Origin of the sequence: Paenibacillus sp. GM1FR (assembly GCF_002803315.1) — a bacterium.
Lineage (GTDB): Bacteria > Bacillota > Bacilli > Paenibacillales > Paenibacillaceae > Paenibacillus > Paenibacillus amylolyticus.
Genome location: NZ_MKZL01000033.1, coordinates 71,928 through 93,900, shown reverse-complemented (window position 1 = coordinate 93,900; position 21,973 = coordinate 71,928). Strand labels below are relative to the sequence as shown.

The following is a 21,973-nucleotide window of genomic DNA, read 5'->3' as shown; positions in this document are numbered from 1 at the left end:
GATGCAGCCAGCTAGCTTAAGCTGAAATCTCTCTGAAAACGATCTGTTCATCGTTTAATTATGACCATACCGTATTCGCTACCATGACAATAAATACAATCATGAGATAGTTCACCGAGATCAGAAAGTTCACTTTTGCCCACTTCTCATCATCCTGTGTCTTCAGTCCGCTAAGTGTATGCACAAACCAGATCAGTCCACCGACCAAAGATACAATCAGAAATACCAGACCTACGTAGTCGTAATAATACAACAGAAATACAGCAGGAAGCAGCAGAAAAACATAAGGAATCATCTGAAACTTGGTGCGTTTCACCCCTTTAACCACTGGCAACAACGGGAAGCCCGCAGCACGATACTCCTCTACCCGGCGAATACCCAATGACCAGAAGTGTGGTGGTTGCCACAAAAATAATAGTGCAAAAAGCAACCAGGCACCTGCATCAATCTCATTGGTTACAGACGTATAACCGATGACAGGCGGCATCGCTCCCGCAATTCCACCCAGCGACGTGCTCCACGTCGAACTGCGTTTCAACCACATCGTGTAAATCACGATGTAAGCGAACCATCCAAGCAGTGCCATCCAGCCTGATAACGGATTCACCAGGAGATACAGTACTGCTAGTCCTACAACACCAAGGATAATGCCATAGCCAAGTACAAACCCTGGCTTCAGATGGTTAATGTAATCCATCCTTTTTTTGGTGCGCTCCATCTTTTGGTCCAATTCACGATCCCAATAATTGTTGATTACACAAGCTGAAGCAATAACCAAGGTTGATCCAATCACGACCATGAGCAGAGATAACCAGTTGATATCCCATTTTGAAGCTACCCAGAATCCTACCGCCACCGCAAACACATTTAACCTTAGAAGTCCGGGCTTAGTTAATGCAATCATGTCTTTAAGCATGAGGCTCCTCCTGAACTATGTAAAAACGCCATTCCAATAATGATACATGTACCTACCATTAATTACAATCGCTTTCATGAATTTGTCATAACCAAAAAGCATCCCTCACGGTTCCAATGAACAGGAGGAATGCTTGAATGATGAATTTCATCTTATTTTATGGGATGTATTGTTGCACAATTTTAGTAACTTTTCCGTCCTGCACCGTCAGATGATACGGGAATACGGACAGATCAAGAATACGGGTATTCTCATACAACGATTCGAACTTGGATAATGTCACAGGTTCATTCCACTGAATGTCTGCGCCCTGCATCGTACCATCCCGATCATACAACTGCATCAACACTTCAGCATTGGCACTAACCTCAACCTGTTCCTGCTCTTTGCTATCATTGACAATATAGTAACCATCTGGAGCACCGTCTATACCAGCTTCCGGATTACGCTGTGCAAAAATCGCATCGGCTTCTTCACCCTGATACCAGCCAATCTTGTCTACTGTCATAAACAATTTGCCGTCTTCTATATGCATACCTTCAACATAGGCTGTAAACATCTCGGAGTTTGCAACTTGAGCTTCTTTCGCAGAAGTTTGTTGAGCGTCCGTACTGCCTTGAGCATTCGCAGGGGTAAGTAAATATGTAGTCAGCACAATCATGCCAAGTAAAGCAACAACTGCACCGATCATTCCTAGTTTCCATTGTTTTGTCGCGTTCTTCATAGGTAACATCTCTCCTTAATATGAACGTTACTATTCCTTAACCGGAAGTCTTGCTTCTCAAACGCTCATGTGAACTATCGATTCCAACGTTCTTTCTTTTCCTATCATACTTCGAACAGGGATTATAAAAGTATCAGCCAGATTAAAAATAGTTACAATGTGCGTCATCACTCCTGTCTGTAGTCTCAGCAAACGGCAATAACCCCTGAAGGCATCGCCATTCAGAGGTTATTTACTAGGGGTTTGTCTTTTAAACTCAGGCAAGTGATACGTTGAAGGATGTCTGTGTCCAAATCATCTTGAAGTCCAAGCTACCTAGTCCTGACGAATGGTCCAGATAACTAAGGAATCGAGGACGTCTTATTTGGTCTTCTGGCGGTCCTTTTATTTTGTAAGGAACATGAGACACGTTATTTGCCAAAATTTCCTGGAAATACGCTATTAACGGCTGTTTATACTAATATAGCGTGTGTCAGATTCCTTAGATTGCTGCGGGGCTTCCAAACCCCTGAATAAGACGTCACAGGTTCGTTAGCGCTCCCTCTATCTGCCCTGCTCCAGACACGTTCAGAGTCACGCTCCAGATTTTGGCAGTTTTTTGGCAGGTTTGAAGACCTGCTCAAAGTATTTCCTATGCTTACGCATAGATGCTAATCTTAATGATTGGGTGTGGAGCTTTGTGCCAAACGAACGAGCATATGAGCCAGCATGTGGCGTTCATCTTCCTTGCCAACATTCCACAGCTCCTGAAGCAGTTTTTCTTCACGATTACGGGGTTCCTCCCGAGCTGCCAGATAATCTGCTACTTTCTCGGCAATTTTGGCCATCTGCTCCTCACTTAGTCCAATCGATTCTCCCATGGCAATTCGCTTACCCAGGTATTCTTTGAATGCATCAAAGTTCTGTAAAATCTGTTCTCTTTCTTCCGGCGCAATCTTCTCAATTGCATTGTCCACCTTGTCAGTTGAAACTTGGCCATCTTTATGGATTACATGATTTTCTTCATTCATTTGAATAACCTCCTGCATAATAGTTGTTTATTGGTTTCAAGCTTTAAACTTAATACTCATTGGTTATCTATAATATAAACGTATTGCTGAAGTTTAATCAGTACGTTCAATTCTGTATATATCTTCTATATATGAGCAAGTACACGTTTCAAAAGAACTACAGCGGTTAATCGTTTACATATACGTAACGGTGTTTGGATATGTTAATGAACACCTTATACAATATCGAACCAGGAGGGATTTCCCATGCGTGATAAAACCAAACATGAGAAGACAAACGATGAACTTGAACCAGGAGTGAATACCGTTATCCATCCAGACAAAAATAATCCCGGGCCAACCGATATGATCGAAGGCGTGGTTGGTGATATCGTGGACAACATTCGCAAAGATTTCTCACATAACTCGAAGAACGAGAAGTCTTCTTCCAAGTCAAAGGATTCATCAGACAAATAAGCGTAATCCTTTTCTCACTAGCAAAAGATAACTCAAAAAGTCCTCCTGCCACATGTATGGCTTGGGAGGACTTTTTTGGTAATGAGCAATGGAATAATCAACCTCGTATTTTAAGGTGAAAATTCAACGTGAATCCTTGTTCATCTGCTGTAACGCCTTATGAATCCAGATCGCGGCAATGGAACCTTCACCCATCGCAACGGTTGCTTGCTCTGCGTGCAGGCCCAGATCCCCTGCAATCCACACATTATTCGCTGCCTGCAAGCTGCGCGGATTAGCTTCTACATGTTTATTATCTGCGATTACAGCTCCCAGCTGCTCCGCCAGTTCATAGTGTACCCGGTTGCCTCCAAATGCGATAAATCCACGCTCCGACTCAAAAATCTGTCCATCTTCGGTCAGAACACCGGTGATATGGCCATCCTCAATCTGTTGTACTTCCTGAACAGCCGCTTCCAGATAACGAACTCCCGCCTCTTTCATGCTGCGATGCAGCTCTGCAGATATGGGAGCCTGCTCATGATTGATATATAACAGATCATTCGTACGCTGAATTAAAATCATCGCCATATTGGCACCTGGTTCACCAGATCCCAATAGTACCGTACGTTGATCCTGAATCTCATAACCATCGCAATCAGGGCAGACATAGACTGTACGGCCCAGCGTAGGGGTTAGTCCCGGAATGTCTGGAACTCTATCCGTGAGCCCCGTTGCCAATAACACGGTTTTGCTCCTATATTCAGATCCGGAAGTACCGAATAATTGAATATGTTCTCCCTGACGTCCCGCTTTAACAATACGGTCTTTCTCAAAAGATACACCGGTCCGCTCTGCCTGCATCCTGCCTCGTTCTCTAAGCTCTTCACCGGATACCCCATCGGGGAAACCGAGGATATTATGATAAGTCCGGCACAACGTCGATCTGCCTTCTCCCGCGTCGATTACCAACACCTGATGAGCTGAATAACGTCCAAGCTGAATGGCTGCCTGAAGCCCTGCGAACCCTCCACCTACAATTATGCAATCAACCTCTCGCATGCTCCTTCTCCTCCTGAACTTCCATTTATCTAATTTAATTAAACAGTTTGTCCTTATATACATTAAACCGTTCAGCCAAGCTTAAACGATTCCTCATATTCCTTATCTTATACCAAAATAAACAGGCCCAAACCATCCGTAGGAATCACGGTGAGTTTGGGCCTATAAGATTTATGATTACTTAGAAGTTATAAGATTCAAATCGCGATGCATTCGAGATGGCGTTCCATACATCCGCTGTTTCGCCGCCCATATACCAGTAAGCCAGTCCAGCAATTTGCCGTTGCTCACTCATTAACACTTTGGCTGATAACGAACGACTGTCCTCTGCCCATATATATCTTGGCTTACCATTACTGTTGTACCCGATAATATATTGAACCAGACTTGCATCCCATCGTCTTACAGATCCCGTAGCATGCGCACGCATTCCCTGGTCTGCCAGTGTAATGTCCCAAGAACTGGTTGCCGGATTCACGGAAGACCAGTCTCGTGTATATAACGGAAGGGCCAAAATTGTTTTGGCACGTACCACCTCGGAGAGCATGGTATCCAAAGCCTTTTCTACCCATGGAAGAGACGCCACTGATCCTGCTTTCGGATCACCGTTCCAGTGTTCCTCGTATCCCATCAGCACCATATAATCTGATACAGCGCCCAGTTTGGCATAATCAAATGCATCCGTCCAATCAGTACCCAGGTCGGGCGAAATGTCCACGGACACCACAGCACCGAGTGCGTGCAACGTAGCCGTCAAAGAGGTCACAAATGCCGTCAGCCCTTCACGATCCGCAGGATCAACATTCTCGAAGTCCACATTAATGCCGTCCAATTTATAGGTTTTGACATAAGCGGCTACCTGTGAAATCACTGCCGCTCGGTTGGCTGAGCTGGATAACATCTGATGGGTAAGTGCCGAATCGGAACGATTCCCAAGTAATGGCCATAGCTGCCTGTCGGTGGCTGATGCCCAGGAGATCAATGCAGGGTCCGCGTGATCTGTTACTTTCATACTGCTGTTCAGGAAAAACCAGCGTGGGACAAGTGTGTTGACCTCAGACTGTTCCACTTGTTTCTTGAATTCAGTTGTAGTGGAGTTATATTGCCAGCCCAGCTGAACGCCAAGTTCATCCCCACGTTGTAACTGCTCAGACCATGTTTTCTTTTGTAAAATGGCATCGAGCATTACGGCTGCTTCTTCTCGCGTTACCTGGTCATGTGGTCGAAACACGCCTCCGCTTCCCCGCATTAGTCCAAGTTGATATACCGTCTGAACATAAGGACGTGCCCAGTCCGAGATATCCGCTGCGTCAAAATACGTTGAAGATAAGAGTGATGTCTCTACGGGTTGTTGTTTTAACATTCGAACAAGAAGGGCAGCCGCTTCTTCGCGCGTAATAGAAGCATTAGGCTGGAACGTTCCCTGACCCTTACCCTCCAGAATAAAAAGATTCGTCATGGCGGCAACATTGCCGTAATACCAAGCATTCATGCTTATATCCTGATAGGGATTAATATTATTTTTAACGGGCTTCAAACCTAGTAATCTCACAGCAAACGTCGCAAATTCTGCACGAGTAACGGCTTTCTTCGGTTCAAACGTAGTCTCTGACGTACCGGCAGCAATGCCTTTTGCCACCAGATGTGTAATGGCATCCTTGGCGTAACTGGTGTGCGTATCCTGAAACTGTTGCTGCACGGTTGCAGCCTGAACAGTAGAGCTGTATCCAGCCACCGATCCAAGTGTTAATAACCCGCATAAAACCATTTTCCATATCCGTTGGTTCGTTATGTCTTTTAATCTATTATTCACATCAAAAAGCCTCGCTTCATTGGATTACGATCAACTATCATCGTATCAAATTGAAGCGAGGCCGTATGTGGTTAAATGTTGGGAAATGCGAAGCTTACTTAAATCAATTTCATAACTCATTAAAATGAATTTATGTAACTAGATATAGACAAATTGAAACGTTTTGATCTATATCTAGCCTTGATTGAAGCAGCTAAAGGTATTATGAAATTGATTTATTTGTGTACTTTTACGCGCTCTTCAATGGGTTGGAATTCTTTCTCACCCGGTGCTGCCGTTGGTTTACCAAATGGCATCTGAGCGATCAATCTCCAGTTCTCAGGAATGCTCCATTCTTGCTTCACTTTCTCGTCAATCAACGGGTTGTAGTGCTGCAAAGATGCACCCAGACCTTCTTGTTCCAGAGCAGTCCAGATTACCAGTTGCAACATACCGTTGGATTGGTTAGCCCAGATTGGGAAGTTATCTGCATAAGCTGCAAAATTTTGTTGAAGCTGTGCGATCGCATTGTTATCTTCGAAGAAGAGAACCGTACCATATCCGTTGCGGAATCCAGTCATTTTTTCTGCTGTGGATTTGAAGGCTTCTTCATTACCTACCACTTCACGCAAAATTTCTTCTGTGTGATTCCACAATTTATCATGTTGTTCACCGAGCAATACAACGGCACGGGATGTTTGTGAGTTAAAGGAAGTTGGTGTATATTTCACCGCTTCTTCTACGATTTCCTGGATTTTAGCATCCGAAATTGTAGATTCCTTGCTGATTCCATAATAAGATCTTCTGTTTTTCAACGCATCAAAAAAAGTTGTCATTCTTATTCGCCTCCCAAAATTTTTTTTCAATTGCCAACATAGTAACTATAATATAGTAACATACATTAGTCAACAAACTAATTTATTTTCACTAAATATACATTCACCGAAAACATTTCCACAAGTTTGCCCAACACAGCAATTGAAATTATCCTTCGCCCGTCTTTTTACGATAATCCGCCCGGTATTTCTCTTCCGTAGACGAGTTACTTTTTGTCTGATCTTTATTCTTCTCTTCCTGAGCTTCCATATTCAGATCTTCCATCGGAATTGGATCTACAGTCTGTTCTTCTTCATGTCGGTCAAGCAGACTTTCGTGCTCTGTCTTATATTGTTCAGGATTGTCACGGGATTGTTCCTGTTGGGTATCGTTGTTATTCTGATCCGGTGTGCGCTGTTTCATTCATATTCGCCTCCTCTGGGTTCATTACCTTTCTTTACCTGTTCTGCGTGTCCTCTAAACACAGTGGGATGCATTCCTCAAACAAAAACCAACAAAAAAAGCCAACCAGACAAGCTGGTTAGCTCAAAGACGACTTCTATGATTGGCGATGCAATTGGGTACGGTACAGATCAGGCGAACATCCCACACTTTGTTTGAACATGCGGCTAAAATGCGAAAGGCGTTTGAAACCGGACAATCGACTTGCTTCTGTCACGGTGATCTCAGGCTGAAACTGAAACAAAAGCTTCGCCTGATTGATACGGCGGTCATACAGGTATTTAAATATCGTCAAACCTGTCATTTCCTTAAACATGCCTGCCAGATATGGCTTGGACAGATGTAATTCCAGTGCCAGATCATCCAGACCAATGTCCTTCATATAATGGGTATCCACATAACGAATAATGTGCTGGACATGCCGCTCCCTCTCCGATGAGGGAAGTTGTTCCTGGACATCACCCTGGCAGATCTCTGCTACAAAATACAACAGATCACACAGTCTGACATTCATTCGCTCTTGCCTGAAATTGCTCTGACTTTGAGACAGACGATGAAAATCATGCAATAGAGCTTCGAATTCAGAGCGGTGATCTCCCTTCAGATTGACCCGACAGTTTCTGAGTTCTTCAAATGGTCTCAGGACCTCAGCCATACGGTCCGGATGCAGGCTGCTGCGAATGGCAGACGGATCAAAATGCAGTGTGCTTCGCTCATAAGCACTGCCTGGCTTCGGATGTGGTCGATGAAGAGTCAAGCCATGCATTAACACCAGATCACCCGGCTCCAGGTTATATACCCGGTCTCCTATGATGTAGGTACATTCTCCATCATGAAAATAATAAATCTCATAATGTGGATGTGAGTGGAATCCATCTGACTTGCCTGGGTTAAATATGCTGGTGGATCGGTAACTATACTCCAGTGAAGCACTAAATTGCATCATGCTCGGCACATTCATGCACCTCCTGTTCGGAAGAGGGAAACGATTTGTATCATGCCCCTGTAGGATATATGAAAGTGAAATTATAGAATCTGTTTAATACTTTCTTGAATCTCGTCGATGGAGTCGATAGGTTCGAAGCGTTTGACCACACGACCCTCTGCATCAATCAGGAATTTCGTGAAATTCCATTTGATTGCATCGCCGTGTAACTATTCCGGTGCCTTCTCAGCCACCATTAATTTCAATAATTTGGCCTGTATATCTGTTTCATCAAAGCCAGCAAAAGGCCCTGATCTTTTCAAAAAGTCGTAGAGCGGGTGCGCCGCTTCTCCATTCACATCCAGTTTGGAGAACATCGGAAATTTCACACCATAGTTAATCTGGCAAAACGATTCCGCTTCCAAACTGCTTCCAGGCTCTTGCTCTGCAAACTGGTTACACGGGAAACCAATAATCTGAAGTCCTTGATCCTTGTACTGGTCATACAGCTTCTGCATGTCATCAAACTGGTGCGTATATTTACATTTACTTGCCGTGTTTACGATGAGCACAGGTTTTCCTTCATATTGATAGAGTGGGAAACGCTCTCCACTGGTTCTGGTTACGGTAAAGTCGTAGATGGTTGGCATAAGTCTAGTGCACCTCGCGTTAGTTATGTAGTCATACAGCATCATATGTCATTGTTAATTATATACGAAGTTTGAACTATTGTATCGGAGAAGATATTGATCGTTCAGATTAGACTCAGAGATATTTGAAATTATATCGATTACTCAACTGCTCTAATACTCATAACATATTTGGTTCTGGGCAGATACTTTATTTCCAGTGTTTTATCTCGATTTTCCCAGGCGATATCCCGAGTATTAATCAATTCCATTTGATTTATTTCGATGGTTTGTTCCCTCCATTTCTTGCCCATGGATCCTATGTAGTTCGGTTTACCTGTTACTGTTTCGTAATCTTGGGAGAGATAAGGACCTATATCCTGAATACCCGACACTATCTTAGGAGCAAAAAGTAATATCAAGCCGATACCAAAAATGATGCAACAGCACTTGAAAGATATTCGTTTTACGATGTTTTTTATCTGCTTCATGCCATGAAACAACCCCATACCAAGTGTAAATACTGCCATGGCTGCTCCAATCAAATTTAAAAAGATCCAACTAGGAAAAAAGGTTAGAAAGAACGAAGAAACACCAACCAATATAAAAACAATAAATATGATTATACTCATCTTCAACAACATCCTCTTCCTTCATTTAAATATGTCCCATGAATCCCGATAAAGAATCGCCTCCAATGGATAAACTCAGATCATGGATTAATTCTCCCTTTCAACAGAAAACCCTTCTGCCGCGAAAATCTCTTCGTTCAGCAAAAGGGTTATTATATGGGATCACAGTGACAGCAGCTTCAGCCCTTCACGGCACTTCCGGCCACGCCCTGGATAATATAATGCTGACCTACCAGGAAAACGATGATCATCGGAATAATGCCTGCCGTGGCAGCGGCCATCATGCCGTTGTAATCTACATTGTTCTCCAGAATAAAGTTCTGCAGTCCGAGCGGCACGGTGTACAAGTCTTTGTCGATTAGGAACACTAGCGCATTTTCATAGTCATTCCAATGCCATGAGAAATCAATAATGGCCAGTGTAGCCAGCGCTGGCTTCGCCAAGGGCAGAATCAGCCTGAAGAATATGCGCAGGTGACCGGCACCGTCGATGAACGCCGCTTCCGAGATCTCTGAAGGCACGGACAGGAAGAATTGCCGCAGCATAAACACCCCAAAGATCGTGAACATTCCGGGCAGGATCAATGCCCAATGCGTATTATATATGCCTACCCATTCAAACATCAGGAACTTCGGTACAAAGAGTACCTGCGGTGGCACCATCATCATCGAGAGATAGATCAGGAACAGTGTCTCCCGCCCTTTGAATTGAATCCGTGCGAAGCCATAGGCTGCAAAAGCCGAGAGAAATACAGCTCCGACCGTACTAATTAGCGATATTTTCAACGAGTTCAGATAATACGTCGCAAAAGTATCCGCTCCGCTCCAGACCTTAATGTGATGCTCCCAGTTCAGGCTGGAGGGTATCCACTGGATGGGATAGGTGAATACGTCCGCAGGAGATTTGAACGACGTGCTGATCATCCAGATAAACGGCATAATCATCAGCAAAGCAAACCCGGACATCAGAAGTGTCAATATGATTTTTCGAATCTGGCTCAAGGACTCCATGCGGACTTTAACTTTAGGTGAATGTGGAGCTGTGGGCTTCGCATTCGCGGCAATTTGTTTCTCCATAACGATCCCTCCCCTCCTTAATAGTGAACCCAACGTTTCTGACCGAGCCACTGCAAAACAGTGAATATCATGATGATGGCAAAGAGTGCCCAGCTTATGGCGGCAGCGTATCCCATCTCGTAATATCGGAAGGCATTCTGGTAGATAAAAAGTGACAGCACGGTTGTACTGTTCCCCGGTCCACCTTGAGTAATTGCCTGGATAATACCAAAGTTTTTGATCGTCATAATCAGCCCCGTAATCAGTAGCAAAAAGGTCGTTGGACTCACAAGCGGCCAGATCACTTGGCGTATCGTCTGCCAAGGACGGGCTCCATCTATCCGTGCAGCCTCAACCAATTCCTCCGGAATTTCCTGCAAAGCGGCCAGATAAATAATCATGTTGTAACCCAACATGAACCAGATCCAGATGATATCAATCGCATACATGGACCATTCGGTTGTTGATAACCATCCGGGTGGATTCGTAATACCGATCCCCCGCAAGAAGCCATTAATAGGCCCCGATGTTGGCTGGAACAGCAGCATCCAGACAAAAGCGATGGCAACGCCGCTGGTGATATAGGGCATGAAATAGAGGGCACGCAGCGTTTTTTGCCAATACACCGACTTGTTCAGCGCCACCGCCACGATAAATGCCAACCCCATCGATACCGGAACCGCTAACAGAAATACAAATGTATTTCGCAGCGCCACGCCAAACAGATCATCATTCAACATCCGGCGGATATTGTCCAGCCCGACGAAATTCGTCTCCGGGCTCATGAATTTGTAATCAGTGAACATGAGATAGAACGAATAGACAGCCGGTATAATAAAAAACAACAGCACGCCAATCATATTGGGCCCAATAAACAGATACCCGAGTCTGCTCTGCCGTTTCATCCAGGATTTATGCATATGCTCCCCCACTCCTTAACATCTGTTCTGGAATTAAGCATAACAAGATGTCCTCTAACATTTAAGGAACATAACCCTGTACCTGATATCACAGATATATGTATTTCGGCAGTGCCTTTCGGGAGGGAAACAACATGGAATTGTTCTATTGTTTATATAGAAAAAACCGCCCCATTGGGACGGCCTTTGGACTCATTGCTTTTGCAACCTATTGATTCTGCTTCAGCCAATCATTATGGCGTTTGACCATGTTCTGTACCGTTACTTCGGCAGTCTGGTTACCGAGGAAGAACTTTTCATACTCCTGTGCACGCAGATCGACCACTTCCTGCGCAATGCTGCGGACAAACGTAGGTGTCTCGTCACCGTACAACACAAATTCCAGAGACTCTTTATCATAAGAATCGGCATAATCGCCAAGCAGATGATCGATCGCAGTCTGTTGATCAACCGCATTGGAGGAAGGCAAACGTCCACCCGCAGCCATCGGCATCATTCCCCCATCGGCGTACCATTTCAGGAACTCCCATGCGGCTTCTTTATTTTTCGACTTGGAATTAATCGCAATAAAGTCACCAAGTCCTCCACTCTTCACCATATCTGCTTCTTGTGCAGCCAGTCTCGGTACAGGGGCAAAGGCAATTTTCCAATCCCGCGGGAATTCGGTCATGTTGTTCGATGTGCGGATCAGCCATTCGCCGATGTTGATCATGGCAGACTCACCGCCAAGGAACATGTTCTCCACCGGCATTTTGGAAGTCAGCTGCTCTCCGAGCGGAGGGGTGGTTGCATCCTCCTTCATCATTCCGTTCAACGTCTCCAGCCATTTAGTGACGAGCGGATCATCTAGGTTGGAAGTGCCGTCTGCCTTAACATAACCGTTCTTCACCAGAACGGAATCGAGCGGGTCTACATAGGAAGCGGTATGTTGCACCAATCCGTACTTGAAGCCAGCTGTCTTCAGTTTGAGTGCATATTCACGGGCTTTATCCCAAGTCCAGGCTGTTGGTACGCTCAGTCCCGCTTGATCAAGCGCTTTCATATTTAAAGCGAAAAAGGCAGCGTTTTTCTTGGTTGGCATCCCGTAATATTTGCCGTCCACTTTCCAGGAAGCCGCATCTTCACCCATTTTCTCATCAATGTTGTAATCGGTGAACTCGCCCAGATCCAGTGCTGTCCCACCCTTGATGCGTTTATCCAGATTTGTGAGGGTATAGTTGACATACAGATCAACGTTCTGCCCGGTGGACAGCGCTGTATCCAGCTTCAGATTGCCATCATCATCATTCACAAACCGCACATATTCCACCTGAATATCAGGATGCTCCGCATTCCAGGTATCCACCACTTCCTGTGGACCATTCTCGGGCGGCACCGCGCCCCACATGGTGAGCTTCACTTTTCCCCCTGCCGCTCCACCTCCGTTATCTCCACCGTTCGTCTCATTTTTACCTACACAGCCGGCAAGCAAGCCCAGCATCAGCGCACCTACGATTAATCCCGTTAATCCTTTTTTGATTCTCATCTGGTCACATGACCTCCCTGAATTGAAGTGTACCTTCCGTTACATCGTAGCAGGGACCTTGCTGGGTTCATAAGATACATATCCATGATTCGGATTGAACAAAAATACGGATTTACTTGTGCTTGCCTGAGCACTCGGTACACATATTCCTTCTACTCATCCTGTGAGTCACGAACGATGGCGATACTGGCTGGGCGTGCAACCGGTCCAACGCTTGAATATTTTAATGAAATAATTATCACTTCCGAACCCTACCCGGTAACCAATCTCCTGTACAGGAAGGTCCGTCTCGCGCAAGTATTCAGCCGCTTTCTCCATCCGTACCCCATGCAAGTAATGAATCAGGGTATGGCCGGTTTTCTTTTTAAACAGAGCACTCACATAATTCTCGCCCATCATCACATATCGTGACATGGATTTGACGGTAATGTCCTGGTCGTAATGCTGCCCGATATACTGAATTATTTTGCTAATCTCCGGATGTTTCACAATCGGCTCACGAACAGGTGTAAATGGAAGATCCGTATCAGACGGGGGCGCAGAAGAGACCGTAAGAGAATCAGGCGAAACAGGCGTTGATGTGAGAACCGGTGTGGAAGGTGGCACTTCATGATGATCTGTCTCTGTCCGGGCTTCAGTTGAAGCTCCCAGTTCTGCACTTACTTTACGGAGTGTATCACGCAGTGAATTCACACTCATGGACAGTTTCAGAATATAATTGGAAGCCCCGTATTCCATTGCACGACGTACATATTCGAACTCCCCCATACAGGTGAGCATGACAAATTTGGTTTTTAACCCGGCCTGACGGGTCTGTTTGAGTAATTCCAGACCATCCATACCTGGCATGACAATATCGGTCAGTACCAGATCCGGTGTATCCTGTATAATCATCGCCAGCGCTTCGGTCCCGTTACCGGATTCTCCGATGACCGTGAAACCCAGCTCTTCCCAAGAAATAATCTCTCGCACCGACTCTCGTACGAATACCTCATCCTCTACAAGTAATACTTTCCACATGCCAGATTCCCCTCTCCAGTCGTAGGGCGTTTCTCAAAACTCGCGAAGTGCATCTTTTACCGCCTTTTCGCCCCATGCTTCGTCACTTTTCCTTGACGTGCCTCGGCACGCCTGCGGAAAACTTCCTTGCTCGGAACGAAAATTCAGCAAAATCTGCTTCCTTCGGAGTTTTCAGACACGCCCTAGTCTGATCGCTTCTGTAAGTAAGGCGTCGACAATAAAAAAGGAATGCTGAACCTCACTAATGTCCCCGGCTTGGTATCAATCACTTCAAGTTCACTTTGGCCTTTGAACAATAATCGCAATCGTTCCTTAAGGTTAGACAGGCCAATCCCCGGACGTGTGCGGGTCATCTGCTGACGCCGGGATTCCTCCATGCCAATTCCGTTGTCGGCCACCTCCAGCATCAGCTTTCCTGTGTCTTGCCTGTAAATGCTGATACGGATCTGACCAAGCTGTTCCAATGGCCCGACACCATGATGAATGGCATTCTCCACCAGTGGCTGCAAGCTCAGCTTGGGCACGAGCGCATATTCCAGTTTATCGTCAAATTCACAAGTCACCTCAAAGCTATCGCGGTAACGAATCCGCTGAATATGAAGGTAGGCTTGAACCAACTCGATCTCATCCTTCAGGTATACCAATTCGACCTGTGAATTCAGGCTTACCTCCAGTAATTTGCCCAAGGAAACACACATCTCGGAGATCTCTTCATTCCCGCTGCGGATCGCACTCCATTTCATTGTATTCAATGTATTCAGGAGAAAGTGCGGATTCATCTGGGCCAGGAGCATATGAAAATGTACCGCTTCCTTCTGGCGTTCCTCCGCCTTGAGTCTGTTGATCATCTGATTGGCATCATCCAGCATCGTATTGAACGTACGGGTCAGTTCCAGCACTTCTCCGCGGCTGCGGCCTTCAGGGATACGGACCTTGAGGTTTTTGCGTACTACCTCCTTCATCTGGTTCTGCAGATGTGATAAAGGCCGAGTGAACGTCGCCGAGATCATAAAGGCCATGAGCACAAATGCTGCTGTGAAGCCAAAAAACGTTAAAAAATAGCGCTGCTTAAGCCCCGATATTTCCGTAAACAACACAGCTAGTGGAATACGATTTACCATGTACCAGTCCAGTGACTCGATGTATACGTAGTTAATCAGCGTATCTGAATCATTATCCGTCAGATAGGCCTCTGCCGGATGAAGTGCAATTTCCCGGGTCACGTCTGGGGAAAGTACCGCTTTTTCGGACGAGCGGGCAATCGTTTCCCCATTGCCAGTAATCAGGAAATACTCCTGATTGCTCTGCGAATCCTTCAGCATAGACTGAAACCAGTACGAATAATCGATGCTGATCCGTGCCATTCCGTACCTTTTGCCGCCACTGTCCTTCATATACGCATAGAGGGACAAGAGATACGGGCTGGAGGATAGCTCCCGCAGGACATGGTTGGTATCCCGGGCATCCCAGCGGTAGAGCAACTCTTCTGATGGATATGAGTTTGAATCAGTGTTGCCCTTGATGAAGGTCATTTCTCCAAGATGCTTGCGAAATTGTTCCCGATAAGGGCCATAGGCCAGAGCCTTTTTGGGCAAATACGAAGTGTAAACGTTATCATGAAAATCTAACAGTGTGAAGTACACGGAAGGATTATATAGAAAAAAGCTGTTGTTGATCATCTTGAACTTCTCTTCCACCAACGACTTATTCTCAAGCGGAGAACTATTGTCTGGAGAAGTCAGGGCGTTTCTTACGGCTGAATCCTGTTCTAGAAAAATCAGGGTTTTGAATGCAATACTCATCTGGTCCTCCAGAGAACCATACATCTGCACCAGTTGCTCGTGGCTCTGTTCGCTGATTTTTTGCTCAACCAGAGATTCGATCTGTCCATAGTTGTAGACATTAAGTACGCTGAATGGTAGCAGAATCAACACCACAAACGCACCAAACAGCCGATACCTGAGCTTATGCGGCAAAAAGGTCTTCCAGTCGGGCTTTGTCATCCCCTCAGCGCTCCCCCTGCAATTATTGAGATCATTATACCATCAGTTCCCCCGCTTCGGCCGGGGCCGGGCTCATTCGCATGGATATGTGATACCAGTTGCCAGGGACGGGATACGGATACACAGATTTGTTCTATTGCATTAAATTAAAAAAACCGGAGATCTGGGATCTCCGGCTAGGCTGGGTATAACGACTTAGCAAATTAGGATATAGGCTCCACTCCCCAGACAAGCTCGCCGTTCCGGTAAAGAGTTACCTTGGTCCAATCGGCAAAAGAGGTCTGCAGCGGGTTAAAGGAATAATCATCCCCTTCGCTGTAATTGGACCAGTCTGCTTTGTGCAACCGGGTATGTATCTCCCCAGAGGTTCCTCCGACCGGGATCACGCCTGCTCCGGTACCGAACTTCAGTTCCAGATAATGGTCCGCTCCAGGAACAGGTGCAGGCAGTTTCACTATGCTGCCGCTGATCTGACTGCCTCCAAGCTGTGCATAATCACAGAAAAAGGATTGTTGTTTCTCCCCGTCCACTGTATACCAGTAACGAATTGTCAGTTCATTCAGGCTAACTGTGGAGGTACCGTTATTGTGAATGACAAACTGCGGTTTCATTTGGTTATCGAGCAGATTTGTATCCCCTGCACGATAGGCTAGAGTCAGATTACCAGCAGGCTCTGGCGGCCCTCCACCCTGGACCTTTGCGGAAGCTTGAACAGAGTTCACACTCTTCCCAACGCTGTTAACCGCATTCACCACATAGTAGTAGGTGGTTCCAGCAGATACCGCCATATCCTTATAGCTTGTTCCCGATACAGCGGCCACAGATGTATACGGTCCGGCTGCTGTCAGCGACCTGTTTACCGTATAGGAGGTCGCACTTGCAGATGCACTCCAGCTTAGATTGATGCTGTTGTCGCTAACCGCAGTGGCGGTCAGATTCTGCGGAGCGGCTGGTACTGCCTCGACCTGGACCGTCTCTAATACGGACCAATAGGCTGGCTTGGACTGGAGTCGCTCGTCGAAAAGCAGCGGCCAGTTGTTGCGGGCGACTGGGAAGGTTCGTAGCCAGGTATTGGCATCATCCTTGCCCCACAAAGTAACATTTTTGACTGTGTCCGTATGCCTCAGGAAGATCTGGAACAGGGACTTGTACAGCGCCGCCTGCTGTGTCTTCAGTTCTTCCGGGAAGATATCGTAAGATTGCGAATCATTGGAATATACACTTACATCAAGCTCAGTAATATGTGTTTCGAGGCCCAGCGCCTTAAATTTGACAATGGAACTCTCAATTTCCGAAAGGGTTGGATAAAAGAGGCTGATGTGTGTTTGATGGCCGACTCCGTCGATAGGCACACCCTTGGCTTGAAGGCGAGTGATCAGATTGTAGAGGGCCTGGCTTTTGGCCGGCTCATGGGTATTGTAGTCATTAATAAACAACTTGGCATCCGGGTCGGCTGCATGGGCGAATTCAAATGCTTTCTCAATATATTCTTCCCCGGCAATCTGGTACCACAGACTGCGCCGCAGGCCATCCGGCTCGGAGGCATCAATGACTTCATTCACAACGTCCCAAGCGTAGATCTGGCCTTGATAACGCTCCATTACCGTCTCAATATGCTGTTGCATCCGTTCATACAGCACCGTTTTGCTCACCAGATTGCCGTTGGCATCGTGGAATACCCAATCCGGAGTTTGTGTATGCCAAACGAGGGTATGCCCGCGTATCTCTTGTCCGTTCGCTGCTGCAAAAGCGACTGCGGCATCCGACCCGCTGAAATTATACATACCCTCTTGCGGCTCGGTACTGTCCCATTTCAGAACATTGCCTGGTGTCAGACTATCAAAATGCTTCGTAAGCAGCTGCTTGTCAGGTTCGGTCAGCAGTTCATTGTTCGTGAAGGCCGTCCCAATTCGAAACTTGCCCGCAAAAGCATCCTGTAGGGAAGGAATGTCTTCTTCGATCACAATGGGTCCGAGATCTGGCAGCTTCTCCAATCGGAAATCATCCACATAAAAAGAAGCTGTGGCACGGTCTGGCACTTCAAAATAAATCGATAACTGATTCGCTGGTTCCAGCATTTTAAACTGTGCAGTAAGCTTGGTCCATCCGCCTGCGGATGCGGTACCGAATGTTAAATTTTCATAATGTGTTGTATCTGGCAGGGTACGCTGTAAAGACATATTGAGGTTTGTGCTGGACGCTCCCGCCGGAAGCTTCACCCAGCCAGTGAACACATACGTCTGTCCCACCTCCAAAAGTTCTGTCACATCCAGCGCTGGCCCATGCCATGTCATAGCACGCCCGCTCACTTCCAGTCCATAATCTCCGGTACGAGCTGCAACGGCGCTTGCATGAAGCATTTCTACTTCACCGCGTCCGCTCCAGCTCTGGACCGTGCCATCTTCAAAATCATGACTCAGAATCAAGGTATTCTCCCCTTCTGCCGCATGAACAGACTGAGCTGCCCAATACGAAGGAACTAACAAAGTTATCATCAAAACAAATTTAAGCGCTTTCAAAAATATCATTTTTCTCACCGCTTCCATTCTCCTTTATCGAATATTAGGATGAATTCCTTATTCCAAAGGCTAAGGCCATATCCACCTCCTTGGTTTTAATTATAAAATCAGAGTCCTCATTCAAACGGATACGGGGGGCATACGTTCGGATAAGGACTCCATATGGTAAATTATAGTATAAATTGTCCATGATCTACAACTGAAATGTACTTCCCCCTCTAATTTCGGTTAGAAATGCAGTATCCGTTGCTTCTGCACTCATTCACACCAGCTCCTCCATAATCTGACAACCCGTAACGAAGGTGTATACCTGGTGCTCCGCTGGCTTCAAAAGTTGTCTTCAAGCTTTCTGCTCACTTCTTTCAGCCTACACCCTGTGTCTCCTGCGATACTCAGATGGACTTATGCCCAACGTTTTGGAGAACACTCTACTCAGATAAAAACCGTTCTCATATCCGCATCGCTCGGCAATTTGGTTAAGGGTCAGGTTGCTGTCAGCCAAGAGGTTCTGCGCTTTTTTCAGACGGACCCGTTTGAGATAGCCTGATGGCGTCTCCTGAAAAGCTTCCCGGAAACGCCTTGTCAACTGCACCGGACTCAAGGCCAGTCGCTGTGCCAATTCCTGAAGGCTGATCTCCTCTTCCGCCCGCTCCTCCAGTAGCGCTGCCGCTTCAGCCATTCGTGCGTCTTCGGTAAATCTCCGCTCCTTTAAGCGATTCTGTCTGCGTTCCACCTGATACAACTGCCACAAATCCATCATAAAATGTGTCTTCCAACGGGCAACTCCCCCCTTATTCTCCTCACTGTCCTGGCGTAAATAAGCGTACGTCGAGGCTAACCGCTTCGTGTCATTAATCAGCGATTTTCCAGCTGGTGGCAGAAACTCCTCCTCCTCCAGGCTACTGCTAAACTGTAAATAGTGAAATGTCAGCGGGGTAATGACTGTCCGCCGAAAAGGAACCGCCGGGGGGCACAGCACCAGATCGCCAAAACTCGCTTCTCCGATCTGACCCCCAATCTCATAATGGAATATTCCCTCTTCGACGGCAAAAGCCACCCAAGTCGTATAGATATCTTCCGTAAGAGCAAATTCCCCTTTTTGCTTCCAGTAGATGTGGTTAAGCAGCTCCATGACTTGACCACCCTTTCTGTGAAATAAAGTATATGTTTGATGATAGTATAGTGTATTTAAAAAGTGAATATATAAATCTAAGATGAAATTATAGATATGTAGTTGGAGTCAAGGTGGATCTAACTTCAGTTAAGGAGGTCACAGATATGAAACAAGAACATGTACAATACGACATCACCGTCATCGGCGGAGGACTTGCTGGTGTATGCGCCGCGATAGCCGCTGCCCGCATGGGGCAGCAGGTGGCGCTGGTGCATAACCGCCCCGTGCTTGGCGGCAATTCCAGCAGCGAGGTTCGGGTCTGGGTGTGCGGTGCCACCGCCCACGGAATTAACCGCTATGCCCGCGAGACGGGTATTATGGGAGAACTATTTGTAGAGAATCAGTATCGTAATCCAGAGGGCAACCCGTATCTCTGGGACTTAATCATTCTGGAAGCCGTTCGAGCTGAATCCAACATCAGCCTGTTCCTGAACACGGATGTACATGAAGTCGAGGCTACTGGCGATGGGGATGAACGAAAGATCACCTCTGTCACTGGCTGGATGATGGGTTCTGAGCGCAAAATCCGATTCGAAAGTCAGATCTATCTGGACTGTACGGGTGATGGATTGGTAGGCTTTCTGGCTGGAGCCAAGTTTGCACTCGGCCGGGAAGCCCGCAGCGAATATGGCGAAGAGTGGGCACCAGAGGTGGCTGATCAGATCACGCTGGGCAGTACACTCCTCTTTTATACCAAGGATGCTGGTGCGCCTGTCCGTTATATTCCGCCTTCTTTTGCCAAGGATATTACACAGACCAGCATTCCGATTCGCCGGGTCATTCGCAGCGGGGATTCCGGTTGTCATTACTGGTGGATTGAATGGGGCGGTGAACATGACACCGTTCATGACAATGAGCAGATCCGTGATGAACTGTGGTCCGTGATCTACGGGATCTGGGACTATATCAAGAACTCCGGCAAGTTTGATGCAGATCATATGACGCTGGAGTGGATTGGTTCGCTGCCTGGCAAAAGGGAGTACCGCCGCTTCACGGGTGACTATGTGCTCACCCAGAACGATATTATCAGCCAGCGGGAGTTCCCGGATGCCGTTGCCTTTGGCGGCTGGTCCATTGACCTGCATCCCCCGCAGGGCATGTACGCCGAAGCGAGTGGCTCGAAGCATATGCATGCCGATGGCGTATATCACGTGCCGTTCCGCTCGCTGTATTCCGCGAATGTGCGGAATATGCTCATGGCCGGGCGCGACATCAGTGCATCACATGTCGCCTTCGGCACAACGCGCGTCATGGCAACATGCGCGGTCATCGGCGAAGCCGCGGGTACGGGCGCGGCGCTCTGCGCGTCCATGGGGGTATCGCCGCGCGAGCTGCACGCGAGGCATTTGGCGGTGCTGCAGCAGACGTTGCTGCGGCAGGACGCTTCCATCATCGGGGTGCGCAGCCACGATGAGCTGGATCTGGCCCGGCGTGCCCAGGTTACAGCCTCCAGCACGCTGACGGGCATCGCTCTTGAGCAGCCTGGCGAGAGGTACCCGCTGGGTACGGATGTTGCCCTGCTGCTGCCTGTGCATCCAGTGCTCAGCGGCCTGGAGCTGCTGCTGGATGCATCCAGCGATACCGCGCTGACGGTAGAGCTGTGGGATACGGGGCGTAAGGAGAACTACGTCCCGCATTCGTTACAAGTTACGGCGACCGTTAACGTGACGGCGGGAACCGCGCAGTGGGTGAAGCTTCCGCTCGAATGGCGACCGGAAGAACCGCAGAATGCTTTTATAATCATCCGCTCCAATAAAGCAGTCTCACTCTACCATTCGACAGAAGCACACAGCGGGGTGCTAATCTTCTTCAAAACAGAAGAAAACCACGTGTCCAAAAATCTGGAGGATCATGCCACGGATCAGCCTGTCGTATTATGGTCCATGCAGGGGTTGGCGCGTCAGCCATTCTGCTGTCGTACCCTCTCTGAGACTTCGGCCTATTCATCGGACAACACGATCAACGGTTATCATCGCCCATACGGTGGGCCGCAACAGTGGATGTCGCAGCCGATGCAGTCTGGCAATCCTGAATGGGTGCAACTGACATGGGAAGAGCCACAAACCTTGGCTGAGTTGCACTTGACGTTTAATGATGATGTAAACGAGGATCTGGTTAATCTACATCACCATCACACAACATTCCGTGTAATGCCTGAGCTGGTGCGTGATTATCACGTGGAGGTACTGACTCCGGCTGGCGAATGGACACAAGTCGCAAGTGTGCAAGAAAATCACAAAAGAAAAGTTATTCATTCCCTGGATGTCCCTGTGTCAGCTCAGGCTCTGAGAATCATAATTGATGCCACAAATGGCAGCAGATATGCCGAATTAATCGAGATTCGAGCTTACTAA

Annotated in this window: 19 protein-coding genes; 2 read left to right on the top strand and 17 right to left on the bottom strand. The window is 47.0% G+C overall.

Annotated features, from left to right (window positions below; translation table 11 throughout):
- Window positions 1-58: 58 nt before the first annotated feature.
- The 3 genes from cyoE to PAEAM_RS20600 all read right to left on the bottom strand — a co-directional run bounded on the left by cyoE (window position 59) and on the right by PAEAM_RS20600 (window position 2,650).
- On the bottom strand, window positions 59-916 hold the full coding sequence (gene cyoE / locus PAEAM_RS20610; RefSeq protein WP_100528789.1) for a heme o synthase: 858 nt from the start codon (window positions 914-916) through the stop codon (window positions 59-61).
- 157 nt (window positions 917-1,073) lie between these two features.
- Complete coding sequence (locus tag PAEAM_RS20605; protein ID WP_017688959.1) at window positions 1,074-1,640, bottom strand: hypothetical protein; 567 nt, start codon at window positions 1,638-1,640, stop codon at window positions 1,074-1,076.
- Window positions 1,641-2,296: 656 nt separating this feature from the next.
- A complete protein-coding gene (locus tag PAEAM_RS20600) occupies window positions 2,297-2,650 on the bottom strand; it encodes a DUF3243 domain-containing protein (RefSeq protein ID WP_036609024.1) in 354 nt (117 codons plus the stop codon).
- 246 nt (window positions 2,651-2,896) lie between these two features.
- Between PAEAM_RS20600 and PAEAM_RS20595 the strand changes: the two genes are divergently transcribed.
- A complete protein-coding gene (locus PAEAM_RS20595; RefSeq protein ID WP_100528788.1) occupies window positions 2,897-3,106 on the top strand; it encodes a hypothetical protein in 210 nt (69 codons plus the stop codon).
- Window positions 3,107-3,229: 123 nt separating this feature from the next.
- Here PAEAM_RS20595 and PAEAM_RS20590 read toward each other — a convergent pair whose 3' ends face one another.
- The 14 genes from PAEAM_RS20590 to PAEAM_RS20525 all read right to left on the bottom strand — a co-directional run bounded on the left by PAEAM_RS20590 (window position 3,230) and on the right by PAEAM_RS20525 (window position 19,577).
- The gene (locus PAEAM_RS20590; RefSeq protein WP_100528787.1) at window positions 3,230-4,147 is read right to left on the bottom strand and encodes an NAD(P)/FAD-dependent oxidoreductase; all 918 of its coding nucleotides are present in this window, start codon (window positions 4,145-4,147) and stop codon (window positions 3,230-3,232) included.
- Between the two features lie 181 nt (window positions 4,148-4,328).
- Window positions 4,329-5,960, bottom strand: a complete 1,632-nt coding sequence (locus PAEAM_RS20585) for an S-layer homology domain-containing protein (RefSeq protein ID WP_243391418.1) — start codon at window positions 5,958-5,960, stop codon at window positions 4,329-4,331.
- Window positions 5,961-6,175: 215 nt separating this feature from the next.
- Window positions 6,176-6,775, bottom strand: a complete 600-nt coding sequence (locus tag PAEAM_RS20580) for a nitroreductase family protein (RefSeq protein ID WP_100528785.1) — start codon at window positions 6,773-6,775, stop codon at window positions 6,176-6,178.
- 148 nt (window positions 6,776-6,923) lie between these two features.
- Window positions 6,924-7,178 (bottom strand): hypothetical protein, encoded by a 255-nt coding sequence (locus PAEAM_RS20575; RefSeq protein WP_036609033.1) that lies wholly within the window; start codon window positions 7,176-7,178, stop codon window positions 6,924-6,926.
- A gap of 136 nt (window positions 7,179-7,314) precedes the next feature.
- Window positions 7,315-8,178 (bottom strand): AraC family transcriptional regulator, encoded by an 864-nt coding sequence (locus tag PAEAM_RS20570; RefSeq protein ID WP_243391417.1) that lies wholly within the window; start codon window positions 8,176-8,178, stop codon window positions 7,315-7,317.
- A gap of 194 nt (window positions 8,179-8,372) precedes the next feature.
- A complete protein-coding gene (locus PAEAM_RS20565) occupies window positions 8,373-8,792 on the bottom strand; it encodes a glutathione peroxidase (protein ID WP_481856120.1) in 420 nt (139 codons plus the stop codon).
- Window positions 8,793-8,932: 140 nt separating this feature from the next.
- Window positions 8,933-9,403, bottom strand: a complete 471-nt coding sequence (locus PAEAM_RS20560) for a hypothetical protein (protein ID WP_076318600.1) — start codon at window positions 9,401-9,403, stop codon at window positions 8,933-8,935.
- Between the two features lie 179 nt (window positions 9,404-9,582).
- Window positions 9,583-10,479 (bottom strand): carbohydrate ABC transporter permease, encoded by an 897-nt coding sequence (locus PAEAM_RS20555; protein WP_373865012.1) that lies wholly within the window; start codon window positions 10,477-10,479, stop codon window positions 9,583-9,585.
- A gap of 17 nt (window positions 10,480-10,496) precedes the next feature.
- The gene (locus tag PAEAM_RS20550) at window positions 10,497-11,378 is read right to left on the bottom strand and encodes a carbohydrate ABC transporter permease (protein WP_036670532.1); all 882 of its coding nucleotides are present in this window, start codon (window positions 11,376-11,378) and stop codon (window positions 10,497-10,499) included.
- 208 nt (window positions 11,379-11,586) lie between these two features.
- Window positions 11,587-12,903: an ABC transporter substrate-binding protein gene (locus PAEAM_RS20545; protein WP_100528783.1), complete on the bottom strand. Its 1,317-nt coding sequence runs from the start codon at window positions 12,901-12,903 to the stop codon at window positions 11,587-11,589.
- 168 nt (window positions 12,904-13,071) lie between these two features.
- The gene (locus PAEAM_RS20540; protein WP_076318599.1) at window positions 13,072-13,923 is read right to left on the bottom strand and encodes a response regulator transcription factor; all 852 of its coding nucleotides are present in this window, start codon (window positions 13,921-13,923) and stop codon (window positions 13,072-13,074) included.
- A gap of 182 nt (window positions 13,924-14,105) precedes the next feature.
- On the bottom strand, window positions 14,106-15,926 hold the full coding sequence (locus PAEAM_RS20535; RefSeq protein WP_100528782.1) for a cache domain-containing sensor histidine kinase: 1,821 nt from the start codon (window positions 15,924-15,926) through the stop codon (window positions 14,106-14,108).
- 203 nt (window positions 15,927-16,129) lie between these two features.
- Complete coding sequence (locus PAEAM_RS20530; protein ID WP_243391430.1) at window positions 16,130-18,454, bottom strand: endo-1,4-beta-xylanase; 2,325 nt, start codon at window positions 18,452-18,454, stop codon at window positions 16,130-16,132.
- Window positions 18,455-18,812: 358 nt separating this feature from the next.
- On the bottom strand, window positions 18,813-19,577 hold the full coding sequence (locus PAEAM_RS20525) for a helix-turn-helix domain-containing protein (protein WP_100528781.1): 765 nt from the start codon (window positions 19,575-19,577) through the stop codon (window positions 18,813-18,815).
- Between the two features lie 146 nt (window positions 19,578-19,723).
- On the opposite strand from PAEAM_RS20525, the gene PAEAM_RS20520 reads away from it, so the two are divergent.
- The gene (locus PAEAM_RS20520; protein ID WP_100528780.1) at window positions 19,724-21,973 is read left to right on the top strand and encodes an FAD-dependent oxidoreductase; all 2,250 of its coding nucleotides are present in this window, start codon (window positions 19,724-19,726) and stop codon (window positions 21,971-21,973) included.